The following is a 15704-nucleotide window of genomic DNA, read 5'->3' as shown; positions in this document are numbered from 1 at the left end:
AATCGTGCGCTTGACTGTTGGGCGTGCCTGACAAAAAGCCCATGGCGGCGCTGCACTCCTGCAACCGTCCTGCCCCTTTTGCCAGCCACTCCACGACGACAGCCGCCTAGGATATGCAGTATTGCGTCATTACATTGCGTAGCAGATAAGTTAACCACAGCCTGAGATCAGTCGAACCGCCAATGGATCAATTCGCAAAAGAAACAATTCCTATTTCCCTCGAAGAAGAGATGCGCAAGAGCTACCTCGATTACGCCATGAGCGTGATCGTCGGTCGCGCCTTGCCTGACGCGCGTGACGGCTTGAAGCCAGTGCACCGCCGCGTCCTGTTCGCGATGCATGAAATGAACAACGTGTGGAATCGCCCTTACGTCAAGTGCGCCCGCGTGGTCGGCGAAACCATGGGTAAGTACCATCCCCACGGCGATGCGTCGATCTACGACACCTTGGTGCGCATGGCGCAAGATTTTTCGCTGCGCTACATGCTCGTCGATGGCCAGGGCAACTTCGGCTCCGTCGACGGCGACGCCGCCGCAGCGATGCGTTACACCGAGTGCCGCCTCGACAAGATTGCCGGCGAACTGCTGGCCGATATCGACAAGGACACCGTCGACTTCGTACCCAACTACGATGGCAAGGAAAAGGAGCCGTCGGTGCTGCCGACGCGTATCCCCAACCTGCTGATCAACGGCTCGTCCGGTATCGCGGTCGGCATGGCGACGAATATCCCGCCGCACAACATCACCGAAGTGATCAACGGCGCGCTGCATGTGCTGCGCAATCCCGACTGCACCATCGACGAGCTGATCGAACTGATCCCGGCGCCGGACTTCCCGACGGCCGGCATCATCTATGGCGTCTCGGGCGTGCGCGACGGCTACCGCACCGGCCGTGGCCGCGTAGTGATGCGCGCCAAGACCCACTTCGAGGAATACGGCAAGGATGGCGGGCGTATCGCCATCATCGTCGACGAACTGCCATTCCAGGTCAATAAAAAATCCTTGTTGGAACGCATCGCCGAAAACGTGCGCGACAAAAAGCTCGACGGCATTTCCGATATCCGCGACGAGTCCGACAAATCGGGCATGCGCGTGGTGATCGAATTGAAACGCGGCGAAGTGCCCGAAGTGGTGCTCAACAATCTGTACAAGCAGACCCAGTTGCAGGACACCTTCGGCATGAACATGGTGGCCCTGGTCGATGGACAGCCCAAGCTGCTGAACCTGAAGCAGATGCTGCAGTGCTTCCTGTCGCACCGCCGCGAAGTGGTCACGCGCCGCACCGTGTTCGAACTGCGCAAGGCGCGCGAACGCGGCCACGTATTGGAAGGCCTGGCCGTCGCGCTGGCCAATATCGATGACTTCATCGCCATCATCAAGGCCGCGCCAACGCCGCCGATCGCCAAGGTCGAGCTGATGGCGCGCCCATGGGATTCGTCGGTGGTGCGCGAGATGCTGGCGCGTACCGGCGACGGCAATACCCCGGGTGGCGTGGACGCGTATCGTCCGGAAAACCTGCCGAAGCACTACGGCATGCAGGCCGATGGTTTGTACAAGCTGTCGGACGACCAGGCGCAAGAGATTTTGCAGATGCGCCTGCAGCGCCTGACCGGTCTGGAGCAGGACAAGATCGTCAACGAGTACAAGGAAGTGATGGAGCATATCGCCGACCTGCTCGACATCCTGGCCAAACCGGAGCGCGTGACCGTCATCATCACCGACGAAATGACGCTGGCGATGAACGAATACGGCGCCGGCAAGAAGGACGTGCGCCGCTCGCAGATCGAGCTCAATGCGACCGACCTGGAAACCGAAGACCTGATCACCCCGCAAGACATGGTGGTGACCTTGTCGCACACCGGCTACATGAAGGCGCAGCCGATTTCCGAGTACCGCGCGCAGAAGCGCGGCGGACGCGGCAAGCAGGCGATGGCGACCAAAGAGGAAGACTGGATCGACCAGCTGTTTATCGCCAACACGCACGACTACATTTTGTGCTTCTCGGACCGTGGCCGCATGTACTGGCTGAAGGTGTGGGAAGTGCCGCAAGGCTCGCGCAATTCGCGCGGCAAACCTATCGTCAACATGTTCCCGCTGCAGGACAACGAAAAGATCACCGTGATCCTGCCGCTGTCGGGCGAGAACCGCACGTTCCCGGAAGACCACTATGTGTTCATGTCGACCAGCCTGGGCACGGTCAAGAAAACGCCGCTGAAGGACTTCAGCAATCCACGCAAGGCCGGCATCATCGCGGTCGACCTGGACGACGGCGACTTCCTGATCGGCGCGGCGCTGACCGACGGCAAGCACGACGTGATGCTGTTCTCGGACTCCGGCAAGGCGGTGCGCTTTGACGAAAACGATGTGCGTCCGATGGGCCGCACGGCGCGCGGCGTGCGCGGCATGAACCTGGAAGAAGGCCAGCACGTGATCGCGCTGCTGGTGGCCGAGAACGAGCAGCAGTCGGTGCTGACGGCCACCGAAAACGGTTACGGCAAGCGTACGCCTATCCTCGAGTACACGCGCCATGGCCGTGGCACGAAAGGCATGATCGCCATCCAGACCAGCGAGCGCAACGGTAAAGTGGTGGCCGCCACCCTGGTCAACACGACGGACGAAATCATGCTGATCACCACCGGCGGCGTGCTGATCCGCACCCGCGTGTCGGAGATCCGCGAAATGGGCCGCGCCACGCAAGGCGTGACCCTGATCGCGGTGGAAGACGGCACCAAGCTGTCCGGCCTGCAACGCGTGGTCGAAACCGATATCGACGAAGTCGAGCTGACGACCGAGGCCGCTGCTGCGCCAGTGGCGAGCGTCGATCCGGCCGACCCGGCGAGCGACGAGACGGACCCGGCGCAGCCGGAGTAAGATGATTGGGGCTCTTTCGGGAGCCCCAATTGCTATGGCGCGCGCTTTTTACCGCTGCACAATACCGAATGCCATGAACAAGTCCTGCGGCGGCCACGCCGCCGCAATCACTGATTAGGAATGCATCGTGACCGATCCAGTCGTCAACCCGATTTATAATTTTTCCGCCGGCCCGGCCGTGCTGCCCAAGGAAGTGCTGGCGCAAGCCGCCTTTGACATGCTGGACTGGCATGGCAGCGGCATGTCGGTAATGGAAATGAGCCACCGCGGCCCCGAATTCATTTCCATCTACAAAGAGGCCGTGGCCGACCTGCGCGAACTGCTGGCCGTGCCAAGCAATTACAAGATCCTGTTCCTGCAGGGCGGCGGCCTGGGCGAGAACGCGATTATCCCGATGAACCTGGTGGGCCTGGCGGCCGCGCAGCCGGCCACCATCGACTTCGTGCATACCGGCTCGTGGTCGGGCAAGTCGATCAAGGAGGCGGCGAAATACGCCAGCGTGAATGTGGCCGCCTCGTCGCAGGCCAGCGGTTTTGCCGGCGTGCCGCCGGTCAGCGAGTGGCAGCTGACGCCAGGCGCGGCCTATCTGCATGTCTGCACCAACGAGACCATCGACGGCGTGGAGTTCCAGCAGGCGCCGCAGGTACCGAAGGGCACCACCATCGTGGCCGACATGTCCTCGCACATTTTGTCGCGCGTGGTCGACGTGTCGCAATACGGCGTGATCTTCGGCGGCGCGCAAAAAAATATCGGCCCGGCCGGCCTGACGGTGGTGATCGTGCGCGAAGACCTCCTGGGCCATGCGCTGCCGATTTGCCCGTCGGCCTTCGACTGGGCCAACGTGGCCGAGCACGAGTCCATGTACAACACGCCGCCCACCTATGGCATCTATATCGCCGGCCTGGTTTTCCAGTGGCTCAAACGCCAGGGTGGCGTGGCGGCCATGGAACAGCGTAATATTGAGAAAGCGGCGCTGCTATACGCGGCGCTGGACGCGGACGACTTCTACCAGAACCGTGTCGCCCCACCATACCGTTCGCGCATGACGATCCCGTTCTATCTGCGCGACGAAAGCCTGAACGAAGCCTTCCTGGCCGGCGCCAAACAGCGCGGCCTGCTGCAACTGAAGGGCCACAAGTCCGTCGGCGGCATGCGCGCATCGATCTATAACGCGATGCCGATCGAAGGCGTGCAAGCGCTAGTGAATTACTTGAACGAGTTTGCCGGACGCTGACGTTGCCTCGACGAGCGCCGGCGCGCCGCCGGCGCAGGCCGCGCGGCCATGATTGAAGTACCGCTGACGAAACAAGACCATGACCGATAAATTGAAACCCTTGCGCGAACAGATCGATGCAATCGACGCGCAAATCCTCGACCTGCTGAACCGCCGCGCGCTGATCGCCCAGGAAGTGGGCCACGTGAAAGCCGAAACCCAGGCGCCCGTGTTCCGCCCCGAGCGCGAAGCGCAGGTGCTGCGCGGCGTGGCCGAGCGCAACCCAGGCCCGATGGGCAACCGCGAAGTGCAGACCATCTTCCGCGAAATCATGTCGTCCTGCCGCTCGCTGGAAAAACGCGTCACCGTGGCCTACCTGGGCCCGGCCGGTACCTTCAGCGAACAGGCCGTGTACCAGCAGTTCGGCAGCGCCGTCGAAGGCCTGCCGTGCGCGTCCATCGATGAAGTGTTCCGCTCGGCCGAAGCGGGCACGGCGGACTTTGGCGTGGTGCCGATCGAGAATTCCTCGGAAGGCGCCGTCAACCGCACGCTGGACATGATGCTGCAAACAAGCCTGATCATTTCCGGCGAAGTGGCGATCGCCGTGCACCACAGCCTGATGACGAAAAGCGGCAATATGGACGGCGTGACGTCGATCTGCGCCCACTCGCAGGCGCTGGCGCAGTGCCAGGTATGGCTGAACCAGCACTATCCGCACATTGCGCGCCATGCCGTGGCCTCGAACGCGGAAGCGGCGCGCCTGGCCGGCGAAGACGGCACGGTAGCCGCGATTGCCAGCGAACTGGCCGGCGCCCAGTACAAGCTGGGCGTGGTCAAGGGCCATATCCAGGACGATCCGCACAACCGCACCCGCTTTGCCGTGGTGGGCACCTTGCAGACGGCGCCGTCGGGCAAGGATCAAACCTCGCTGGTGCTGGCCGTGCCGAACAAGGCCGGCGCCGTCTACCAGCTGCTCGCGCCATTGGCCAAACATGGCGTGTCGATGACGCGCTTCGAGTCGCGCCCGGCCCGCATGGGCAGCTGGGAGTATTATTTCTATGTCGATGTGGAAGGCCACGCGCACAACCCCGCCGTGGCGCAGGCGCTCGCCGAACTGCAGGGCAATGCGGCGTTCTTCAAGGTGCTGGGGTCGTATCCCGTCAGCCTGTAAAGCCGCCGCCTTTCCTTTATTACCTATCTCTGTAAAGCACACCATGTCTAAAAATATCGGTCCTGAATACGTCCGCGCCATCGCTCCTTACCAGAGCGGCAAACCGATCGCGGAAGTCGCGCGCGAATTCGGCCTGGACGAGGCCTCCATCGTCAAGCTGGCGTCGAATGAAAACCCTTTCGGCATGCCGGACTCGGCCAAGCAGGCGATGATCGCCGCCATCGATGACCTGGGCCGCTACCCGGACGCCAACGGTTTCGATTTGAAAGCCGTGCTGTCGCAGCGCTACGACGTGCCGGCCGACTGGATCACGCTGGGCAACGGCAGCAACGATATCCTCGAAATCGCCGCCCACGCCTTCGTGCAGCACGGCCAGGCCGTGGTCTATTCGCAGTATTCGTTTGCCGTCTACGCACTGGCCACGCAAGGCCTGGGCGCGCGCCATATCGTGGTGCCGGCGCAGGACTACGGCCATGATCTCGACGCGATGGCCGCCGCCATTGGCGACGACACGCGATTGCTGTTTATCGCCAACCCGAACAACCCGACCGGCACCTTCCTCACCGCCGCGCAGATCGAAGCGTTTTTGCGCAAAGTGCCGCAGCACGTGGTGGTGGTGCTGGACGAAGCCTACAACGAATTTTTGTCCGCCGAAGAGCAGTACGAGTCGACCGCCTGGGTGCGCCAGTACCCGAACCTGGTGGTCTCGCGCACCTTGTCCAAGGCCTACGGCCTGGCCGGCCTGCGCATCGGCTTTGCCATCGCCCAGCCGGCATTGACGGACCTGATGAACCGCATCCGCCAGCCGTTCAATGTCAATTCGATGGCGCAGGCGGCCGCGATTGCCGCCCTGAGCGACAAGCAATTTCTGGAAAAAAGCGCGCGCAACAACGCCGCCGGCTACCAGCAGTTTACCGAAGCGTTTGCAAAGCTGGGCCTGGAATACGTGCCGTCGCATGGCAACTTCGTGCTGGTCAAGGTCGGTGACGACGATGAAGCGGGCGCGCGCGTCAACCTGGCGCTGCTGAAACAGGGCGTGATCGTGCGCCCGGTCGGCAGCTATGGTTTGCCGCAATGGCTGCGCATTTCCATCGGCCTGCCGCAGGAAAATGCCATCTTTATCGCCGCGCTGACAAAAGCGCTGGCTTCAGTCGAATGATGAACAAGGTTGTTATCTTCGGCGTCGGCCTGATCGGCGGCTCGTTCGCGCGGGCCCTGAAGCATGCGGGTGCGGTGAATACCGTGGTCGGCATGGGCCGCTCGCAGGCATCGCTGGTGCGCGCGCTCGAATTGGGCATCATCGACCAGATCGGCGGCGACATGGCGCAAGCCCTGAACGGCGCCGACCTGGTGCTGCTGGCCGCGCCCGTGGCGCAGACCGGCGCCATCCTGGCGTTGCTTGCGCCGCATTTGCAAGCTGCTACCGTCGTCACCGACGCCGGCAGCACCAAGAGCGATGTGGTGGCGGCGGCGCGCGTGGCGCTGAAGGACAAGGTGGCGCAGTTCGTGCCCGGCCACCCGATCGCGGGCCGCGAAACCAATGGACCCGACGCCGCCATTGTCGACCTGTACCAGGGCAAGAAGGTGGTGCTCACGCCCCTGGCGGAAAACACGGCAGCCGACGTGGAGACGGTGGCCGGCGCCTGGCGCGCCTGCGGCGCCGTATTGCATGCCTTGAGTCCCGAAGAGCACGACAGGGTATTTGCCGCCGTCAGCCATCTGCCGCATCTGCTGGCCTTTGCGCTGGTCGACGATATCGCCAACAAGCCGCATGCGGGCTTGCTGTTCCAGTACGCGGCCAGCGGTTTTCGCGACTTTACGCGCATCGCCGGCTCGTCGCCCGAAATGTGGCGCGATATCAGCCTGGCCAACCAGCCGGCGCTGCTGGCCGAGCTGGACGCCTACCTGGCGCAGCTGAGCACTTTGCGCGCGCACCTGGCGGCCCATGACGGCCGCGCGATCGAAGCCGTCTACGCCAACGCCCAGCAGGCGCGCCAGCAATGGATCGAGGCGATCGAGACCGCAGAACCGCCTGCGCCCAAATCATAAAATACCGAAGGATTGAGCATGACCCAGAGCAAACACTACCCCCACCATATCGATCTGAAACCCGTGCTGCATGCCGAAGGCACGGTGCGCTTGCCCGGCTCGAAAAGCATCTCCAACCGCGTGCTGCTGCTCGCTGCACTGGCCAGGGGCACGACGAAAATTGTCGACCTGCTGGCCTCGGACGACACCTTCGTCATGCTCACGGCCCTCACTTCCCTGGGCGTCAAATGGACCCAGGATGAAATCGACCTGAACGCGGATGCAGCAACGCTGCACCAGGTGCATCATGTGGAAGGCTGCGGCGGCGTGCTGCCGAATCACGAAGCGGACCTGTTCATGGGCAACGCCGGTACGGCCATCCGTCCGCTGACGGCGGCGCTGGCCGTGATCGGCGGCGACTACACCCTGCATGGCGTGTCGCGCATGCACGAGCGGCCGATCGGCGACCTGGTCGACGCCTTGAATGCCGTCGGCACGCAGATCGAATATACGGGCGAGCACGGCTTTCCGCCGCTGCGCATTCGCCGCGGCCATATTCACGCCCAGCGCATCGCCGTGCGCGGCAATGTGTCGAGCCAGTTCCTGACGGCCCTCTTGATGGTGGCGCCGCTGATGGCGCGCGACCATGCGGTGACCATCGATGTCACGGGCGAGCTGATCTCCAAGCCATATATCGAGATCACCCTGAACCTGATGCAGCGCTTCGGCGTGACGGTCGAGCATGACGGCTGGCAGTCGTTTACCGTGCAGCCCGGCCAGCAGTACCAGAGTCCGGGCACCATCCACGTCGAAGGCGATGCGTCGTCGGCGTCGTACTTCCTGGCGGCCGGCGCGATAGGCGGCGGCCCGGTGCGGGTCGAAGGCGTGGGCCGCGACAGCATCCAGGGCGACGTGCGTTTCGTCGAAGCCTTGCAGCAGATGGGTGCGACCATTACCATGGGCGAGAACTGGATCGAGGCGCGTTCGAACGGCCCCTTGAAAGCAGTCGACATGGACTTCAACCATATTCCCGACGCGGCCATGACGATCGCGGTGGCCGCCCTGTATGCGGACGGCACCTCGACCTTGCGCAATATCGCCAGCTGGCGCGTAAAAGAGACCGACCGCCTGTCGGCGATGGCGACGCAATTGCGTAAACTCGGCGCGCAGGTGGAGGAGGGCGCGGACTACCTGCGCGTGACGCCGCCGGCCGAAATCGCCGCCGCCACCATCGACACCTATGACGACCACCGCATGGCGATGTGCTTTTCGCTCGCCTCGCTGGACGGCGCCGCCCGCCGTGGCAACGAAATACGCATCAATGACCCGAAATGCGTGGCCAAGACCTTCCCCGAGTATTTCGCCGCGTTTGCGGGGATTGCCAGGGACACCCTGATTTAATTGATAAAGCCTGCCATGTCCACACCCCACATCCCAGTCATCGCCATCGACGGCCCCACCGCTTCCGGCAAGGGCACGGTGGCGCACCGCGTGGCCGACAAGCTCGGCTTTCATTATCTCGATTCGGGCGCGCTGTACCGGTTGACGGCGCTGACGGCGCTGCGCCGTGGCACCGACCTGCGCGACGAGCATGCGCTGGCCAAGCTGGCCGAGCATCTGCCTTGCCATTTTGCCAATGGCGAGATCCTGCTGGCCAACGAAAACGTCACCGAGCAGATCCGCGCGGAAGAGGTCGGCAATACGGCCTCGAAGATCGCCGTGCTGCCCACCGTGCGCCATGCGCTGGTCAGTTTGCAGCTGGGCTTTCGCAAGACGCCGGGCCTGGTGGCCGACGGGCGCGACATGGGCACGGTGATCTTTCCGCATGCCCAATTAAAAGTGTTTTTGACGGCCAGCGCCCCTGCGCGCGCGCAACGGCGCTACAAGCAATTGATAGACAAGGGTTTTTCTGCTAGTATGGAAGACCTTCTGATGGATTTGCAGGCGCGGGACGAACGTGATACTCACCGTGCGATTGCGCCTTTGGCTCCTGCGGAAGGGGCGCATGTCCTCGATACTTCGGCGATGACGGCTGACGAAGCTGTTGAAACCGTCCTGAAATGGTATGCGTCCGTATCAAAATAGCGTGATTTTCAAGCTATGTGGTGCCCGTTGACGGCTCCTGGCCTGTCCGGGTGTGTCAAAAACCTAACCCAGTTTAAGTCGCATGGTGCGATCTCTGCTGGATAACCTGTGTGAACCCTATGTCTACTGTTACAACTAACGAATCTACCGGTATGGAAAGTTTTGCTGCGCTCTTCGAGGAATCGTTGTCGCGTCAAGATATGCGCTCCGGCGAAGTTATTTCCGCTGAAGTCGTGCGCCTCGACCACAATTTCGTGATCGTTAACGCCGGCCTCAAATCCGAAGCATTCATCCCTGTCGAAGAATTCAAGAACGACCACGGCGAACTGGAAGTCAAAGTTGGTGACTTCGTTTCCGTGGCGATCGAATCGCTGGAAAATGGTTTCGGCGATACCATCCTGTCGCGCGATAAAGCCAAGCGTCTGGCTTCGTGGCTGGCTCTGGAAAAAGCGATGGAATCGGGCGAGATCGTCGTCGGTACCGTCAATGGCAAAGTCAAAGGCGGCCTGACCGTCCTGACCAACGGCATCCGCGCATTCCTGCCCGGTTCGCTGGTTGACACCCGTCCAGTGAAAGATACCACCCCATTCGAAGGCAAGACCCTCGAATTCAAGGTCATCAAACTGGACCGCAAGCGTAACAACGTGGTTCTGTCCCGCCGCGCCGTCATCGAAGCTTCGATGGGCGAAGAGCGTCAGAAACTGATGGAAACGCTGAAAGAAGGCACGGTCGTGACCGGCGTCGTCAAAAATATCACCGACTACGGCGCGTTCGTGGATCTGGGCGGTATCGATGGCCTGCTGCACATCACCGACCTGGCATGGCGCCGTGTACGTCACCCGTCGGAAGTACTGACGGTTGGCCAGGAAATCACCGCCAAAGTCCTGAAATACGATCAAGAGAAAAACCGTGTTTCGCTGGGCGTGAAACAACTGGGCGACGATCCTTGGACCGGTCTGTCCCGTCGTTACCCACAAAGCACCCGTCTGTTCGGTAAAGTAACGAACCTGACCGACTACGGCGCCTTCGTGGAAGTGGAACAGGGTATCGAAGGTCTGGTACACGTTTCCGAAATGGACTGGACGAACAAAAACGTTGCTCCTAACAAAGTTGTCCAACTGGGCGACGAAGTAGAAGTGATGGTTCTGGAAATCGACGAAGAACGTCGTCGTATTTCGCTGGGCATGAAACAGTGCAAAGCCAATCCATGGGACGACTTCGGTGTTACCCATAAGAAAGGTGACAAAGTCCGCGGCGCGATCAAATCGATCACCGACTTCGGCGTGTTCATCGGCCTGGCCGGCAACATCGACGGCCTGGTGCACCTGTCCGACCTGTCCTGGACCGAAACCGGCGAAGAAGCCGTGCGTCGCTTCAAGAAAGGTGACGAACTGGAAGCCATCGTTCTGGCCATCGACGTTGAGCGCGAGCGCGTTTCCCTGGGCGTCAAGCAACTGGAAGGTGACCCATTCAACAACTTCGCAGCCATGAACGACAAAGGCTCGCTGGTTACCGGTACCGTCAAATCGGTTGAGCCTAAAGGCGCCGTGATCCAACTGTCCGAAGAAGTCGAAGGCTACCTGCGCGCTTCCGAAATCTCGCGCGACCGCGTTGAAGATGCTGGTACGCACCTGAAAGTCGGCGACACCGTTGAAGCCATGGTGCTGAACATCGACCGCAAAGCCCGTGGTATCCAACTGTCGATCAAAGCGAAAGACAACGTTGAAACCCAGGAAGCAATGCAGAAAATGGCCGCGACCGACAACAACGCAGCTTCGGGCACCACCAGCCTGGGCGCCTTGTTGAAAGCCAAGTTCGATAACAAGAACTAAGACTGCGGATACTGGCAGATGACAAAGTCCGAGCTGATCAACCGCCTCGCTGAGCGTTATTCTCAGCTGGTGGCGAAAGATGCGGAGTATGCCGTCAAGACCATTCTCGATGCGATGACCAACGCCCTGGCGACCGGTCAGCGCATCGAGATCCGCGGTTTTGGCAGTTTTGCCCTGAACAGCCGCCCACCGCGCATCGGCCGCAACCCGAAATCCGGCGACAAGGTGATGGTGCCCGAAAAACGGGTGCCGCACTTCAAACCGGGCAAACAGTTGCGCGAGCGCGTGGACGCGATGGTCGGCCAGCCGATCATCGAGGATTAATCGTCTGCTGGAAGGCGGAAAATAAAGAGCGGCGTCCTTGGATGCCGCTTTTTTTTGTTAAACTGTTCCAAGTTCGTGCCATGTGGCATGAATAACCTTTGTATTCCTGTTTTCTTGCTCTGGACCTATCGATGAAAATCGTCTCCACCATCGTTGGCTGTGTTCTTTTCATCCTGTTCTTCGGCTTTGCGCTGAAGAATGCGCAGGTGGTCGACCTGCATGTTTTCCTCAATTATGAAATCCGTGGTCCCCTGGTTTTGATGCTGCTGGGCTTTTTTGTGGCCGGCGCCAGCCTGGGTGTACTGGCCCTGACGCCGACCGTGTTTCGCCACCGCCGTGAAGCGAACCGCCAAAAGACCACCATCGCCGCCCTGCATGCCGTGGGCGTGTCGGCGACCGTACAGCCGCAACCGGATGGCGTCAGCACCCAGCCGTAAGAGCATTTGATGCCGCGGCCTTCCTCTCTCCTCTTATACGAATAAAAACGATCGCATGGAATTTGAATTCTGGTGGCTCCTGGGCATCCCCCTGTTTTTCGCACTGGGCTGGATCGCAGCGCGCGTCGACATCAATCAGCTGGTGTCGGAGTCGCGCAGCCTGCCGCGCAATTATTTCAAGGGCTTGAATTTCCTGCTCACCGAACAGCACGACAAGGCGATTGACGCCTTTATCGAAATCGTCAAGCTCGACCCCGAATCGGCCGACATGCACTTCGCGCTCGGCAATCTGTTCCGCCGCCGCGGCGAAACCGAACGCGCCATTCGCGTGCACCAGAACCTGCTGGCGCGCCCGGACCTGCCGCAGGAGCAGCAGGTGCATGCGGCCTACGAACTGGGCATGGATTACCTGAAGGCCGGCCTGCTGGACCGCGCCGAAGAAACCTTCAATGGCCTGGTCGAAACCCAATACGCGGTGCAGGCCCGCCGCGCGCTGCTGGAAATTTTCCAGCGTGAAAAAGAATGGCCACGCGCCATCGAAGCGGCGCTGGGCTTGCAGGAGTCGGGTGCCGGCGCGCGCCAGAAGGAAATCGCGCAATTTTATTGCGAGCTGGCGCATGATGCGCTCGTGCATCTGAAACCCGACGAAGCCATGCCGCTGCTGGAAAAAGCGCTGCAGACCGACCGCAAGAGCGTGCGCGCCACCATCCTGACGGGCGACGTGCAGCTGGCGCGCGGCGACGTGGAAGAAGCGATCATTACGTGGCGCCGCGTCGAGCAGCAAAGCGTGCCGCACGTGGCCCTGGTGGCACAGCGCCTGATGGATGGCTACACCAGGGTGGGACGCGCGCAGGAGGGCATCAACCTGCTGCGTTCCTACCTGGAAGAAGCCTCGTCGATCGACCTGATCGAAGTGGTGTTCAAGGCCGTGCTGGAGCTCGATGGCGTTGACGCCGCCAAGCAGTTGGTGAGCGCCGAACTGCGCCGCACGCCGACCTTGCTGGGCCTCGACAAGCTGCTCGAGGCGCGCATGATGGACGCGCCGGCGGCAATCTGGTCGGAACTGTCGATGGTGAAAAACCTCGTGCACGGCTACACGCAGAAACTGGCGCGCTACCAGTGCAGCCATTGCGGTTTCAAGGCGCGCCAGTTTTACTGGCATTGCCCGGGCTGCAACAAGTGGGAGACTTATCCACCGCGCCGCACCGAAGAATTGAACGTCATGAACTGATACGTACACGTCGCCTTGCCCTGAGCAATGTGGCGTGTACTTCTATGTAAGACCTGCTTTTTATCCATACGGTACAACCATGAAAATCACCATTATCGGCACCGGCTATGTTGGCCTGGTCACGGGCGCCTGCCTGGCCGAGCTGGGCAATGACGTCTTTTGCCTGGATCTCGATACCAAAAAAGTCGACCTGCTCAACAGCGGCGGCATTCCCATCCATGAGCCTGGCCTCGAAGAAGTCGTTGCGCGCAACCGCGCCGCCGGCCGCCTGACCTTTTCCACCGACGTGGAAGCGGCCGCCCACCATGGCGTGTTGCAGTTCATCGCCGTCGGCACGCCGCCCGACGAAGACGGCTCGGCCGACCTGCAATACGTGCTGGCCGCCGCGCGCGGCATCGGCCGCCACATGCAGGAATACAAGGTCATCGTCGACAAGTCGACGGTGCCGGTCGGCACGGCTGAAAAAGTGCGCGCCGCCATCCAGGCCGAACTGGACCTGCGCGCCACCAGCGCCACCTTCTCGGTGGCCTCGAACCCGGAGTTCCTGAAAGAAGGCGCGGCCGTCGAAGACTTCATGCGGCCCGACCGCATCGTTATCGGCGTCGACGCCACACAAGAAGGCGAGCGCGCGCGCGATTTGCTGCGCAGCCTCTATGCACCATTCAACCGCAACCGCGAACGCACCTACTGGATGGACGTGCGCTCGGCCGAGTTCACCAAGTACGCGGCCAACGCCATGCTGGCCACGCGCATCTCGTTCATGAACGAACTGGCCAACCTGGCCGACAAGGTCGGCGTCGATATCGAAGCGGTGCGCCGTGGCGTCGGCTCCGACCCGCGCATCGGCTACAGCTTTTTGTATGCCGGCTGCGGCTATGGCGGCTCGTGCTTCCCGAAAGACGTGCAGGCGCTCGAGCGCACGGCCCGCCACTACGACCAGGAATTGCTGATCTTGCGCGCCGTCGAAGCGGTCAACGACCGCCAGAAACATATCCTGGGCAACAAGGTCGTGACACGCTTCGGCAACGAGCTCGCTGGCCGCCACTTCGCCATCTGGGGCCTGGCTTTCAAGCCGAACACGGACGACATGCGCGAAGCATCGGCGCGCGTGCTGCTGGCCGACTTGCTGTCGCGCGGCGCTACCGTGGCCGTGTACGACCCGGTGGCGATGGCGGAAGCGCAGCGCGTGCTGCAACTGGACTTGACACCAGGGCAACTGGCCAATATCCGCTACGCCGACAGCCCGACCGATGCGCTGGTCGACGCCGATGCCCTGGTGATCGTCACGGAGTGGAAGGCTTTCCGCAGCCCCGACTTTGAACTGATCAAGAAACGCCTGAAGCAGCCGGTGATTTTTGACGGCCGCAATCTGTATGAGCCGGACATCATGCTGGCCTCCGGCATCGAATACTACGGCATCGGCCGCTCGCTGCAGGCGGCGCCATGAGCGCGCCTGCGTTGGCAAGCTTGAGCGCGCCCGACAGCCTGGCCAGGGTGCGCCTGCTGGTGGTGGGCGACGTGATGCTGGACCGTTACTGGTTTGGCGACGTCAGCCGTATTTCGCCGGAAGCGCCGGTGCCCATCGTGCGCATTGAAAAGCGCGAGGAGCGCCTGGGCGGCGCGGCCAACGTGGCGCGCAATGCGGCCGCGCTCGGTGCCAAGACGAGTCTGCTGGGCGTGGTCGGCGACGACGAGGCCGGCAACCACGTCGAACGCCTGCTGGGCGAGGACGGCATCCGCAGCCATTTGCAGCGCGATGCGGCCATTTCCACCATCATCAAGCTGCGCGTGATCGGCCGCCAGCAGCAGATGCTGCGCATCGACTTCGAGGATGCGCCCAGCGACACGGTGCTGCGCGACAAGCTCAAGCAGTTCAATACCCTGCTGCCCGACTGCGACGTGGTGATTTTGTCCGACTACGCCAAGGGCAGCCTGGTCAACGTGGCCGAGATGATCAAGGCGGCCCGCGCGGCCGGCAAGATCGTGATGGTTGACCCGAAAGGCGACGATTTTTCGCGCTACACGGGCGCGTCAGTGCTCACTCCCAACAAGTCGGAACTGCGCCGCATTATCGGCAACTGGAGCACCGAAGAACAGTTGACGCAGCGCGCCCAGCAGATGCGCGCCCAGCTGGGCCTGGACGCCCTGCTGCTGACGCGCTCGGAAGAAGGCATGAGCTTGTACACGGCCGATGAGGTGCTGCATATGCCGACCGACGCGCGCGAAGTGTTCGATGTGTCCGGTGCGGGCGACACGGTGATCGCCACCATGGCCGCCATGCTGGGCGCCGGCATGAGCCTGGGCGACGCCGTGCGCACGGCCAACCGCGCCGGCGGCATCGTGGTGGGCAAGTTGGGCACGGCCACCGTCACGCGCGCCGAACTGTTCCCGCAATAAATCTTCCGTATCGCCTGCGCCAGTTCGCTTGATCTGGCGCAGGTCTTCCCCTCCGGGCCCTCCGCCGGGCCATGCCGCGTTCGCTACACTGTGATGACGGCCAGGCGCTGTTTGTC

13 protein-coding genes are annotated in these 15704 nt (G+C 61.9%); all 13 read left to right on the top strand.

Going from position 1 to position 15704, the window contains the following annotated elements:
- The first annotated feature begins 182 nt into the window (after positions 1-182).
- Complete coding sequence (gene gyrA, locus CD932_RS24580) at positions 183-2870, top strand: DNA gyrase subunit A (RefSeq protein ID WP_094445521.1); 2688 nt, start codon at positions 183-185, stop codon at positions 2868-2870.
- A gap of 127 nt (positions 2871-2997) precedes the next feature.
- Complete coding sequence (gene serC, locus CD932_RS24575) at positions 2998-4104, top strand: 3-phosphoserine/phosphohydroxythreonine transaminase (RefSeq protein WP_254926756.1); 1107 nt, start codon at positions 2998-3000, stop codon at positions 4102-4104.
- A gap of 79 nt (positions 4105-4183) precedes the next feature.
- Positions 4184-5254 carry a prephenate dehydratase gene (gene pheA, locus CD932_RS24570; RefSeq protein WP_094445520.1) on the top strand — a complete coding sequence of 357 codons (1071 nt, stop codon included), beginning with the start codon at positions 4184-4186 and terminating at the stop codon, positions 5252-5254.
- 43 nt (positions 5255-5297) lie between these two features.
- Positions 5298-6413 (top strand): histidinol-phosphate transaminase, encoded by a 1116-nt coding sequence (gene hisC / locus CD932_RS24565; RefSeq protein WP_094445519.1) that lies wholly within the window; start codon positions 5298-5300, stop codon positions 6411-6413.
- Complete coding sequence (locus CD932_RS24560) at positions 6410-7303, top strand: prephenate dehydrogenase/arogenate dehydrogenase family protein (protein ID WP_176461130.1); 894 nt, start codon at positions 6410-6412, stop codon at positions 7301-7303. The genes hisC and CD932_RS24560 overlap by 4 nt, the downstream gene beginning before the upstream one ends.
- Positions 7304-7321: 18 nt before the next feature.
- Entirely contained in the window at positions 7322-8683 is a 1362-nt protein-coding gene (gene aroA / locus CD932_RS24555) for a 3-phosphoshikimate 1-carboxyvinyltransferase (RefSeq protein ID WP_094445517.1), read from the top strand.
- Between the two features lie 15 nt (positions 8684-8698).
- Positions 8699-9367 (top strand): (d)CMP kinase, encoded by a 669-nt coding sequence (gene cmk, locus CD932_RS24550; protein WP_094445516.1) that lies wholly within the window; start codon positions 8699-8701, stop codon positions 9365-9367.
- 119 nt (positions 9368-9486) lie between these two features.
- Complete coding sequence (rpsA, locus tag CD932_RS24545; protein WP_071650172.1) at positions 9487-11199, top strand: 30S ribosomal protein S1; 1713 nt, start codon at positions 9487-9489, stop codon at positions 11197-11199.
- A gap of 18 nt (positions 11200-11217) precedes the next feature.
- Positions 11218-11523 (top strand): integration host factor subunit beta, encoded by a 306-nt coding sequence (locus CD932_RS24540; RefSeq protein ID WP_008446215.1) that lies wholly within the window; start codon positions 11218-11220, stop codon positions 11521-11523.
- A gap of 131 nt (positions 11524-11654) precedes the next feature.
- Positions 11655-11960 (top strand): lipopolysaccharide assembly LapA domain-containing protein, encoded by a 306-nt coding sequence (locus CD932_RS24535; RefSeq protein ID WP_094445515.1) that lies wholly within the window; start codon positions 11655-11657, stop codon positions 11958-11960.
- 55 nt (positions 11961-12015) lie between these two features.
- Positions 12016-13191 (top strand): lipopolysaccharide assembly protein LapB, encoded by a 1176-nt coding sequence (gene lapB, locus CD932_RS24530; RefSeq protein WP_094445514.1) that lies wholly within the window; start codon positions 12016-12018, stop codon positions 13189-13191.
- Between the two features lie 79 nt (positions 13192-13270).
- Positions 13271-14638: a UDP-glucose/GDP-mannose dehydrogenase family protein gene (locus tag CD932_RS24525; protein ID WP_094445513.1), complete on the top strand. Its 1368-nt coding sequence runs from the start codon at positions 13271-13273 to the stop codon at positions 14636-14638.
- The gene (gene rfaE1, locus CD932_RS24520; RefSeq protein ID WP_094445512.1) at positions 14635-15588 is read left to right on the top strand and encodes a D-glycero-beta-D-manno-heptose-7-phosphate kinase; all 954 of its coding nucleotides are present in this window, start codon (positions 14635-14637) and stop codon (positions 15586-15588) included. The genes CD932_RS24525 and rfaE1 overlap by 4 nt, the downstream gene beginning before the upstream one ends.
- Positions 15589-15704: the final 116 nt, after the last annotated feature.

This window comes from Janthinobacterium sp. PC23-8 (assembly GCF_002250505.1).
GTDB lineage: Bacteria > Pseudomonadota > Gammaproteobacteria > Burkholderiales > Burkholderiaceae_D > Janthinobacterium.
Note: the sequence above shows the minus strand (reverse complement) of the source record. Positions and strands in the feature narration are given on the sequence as shown.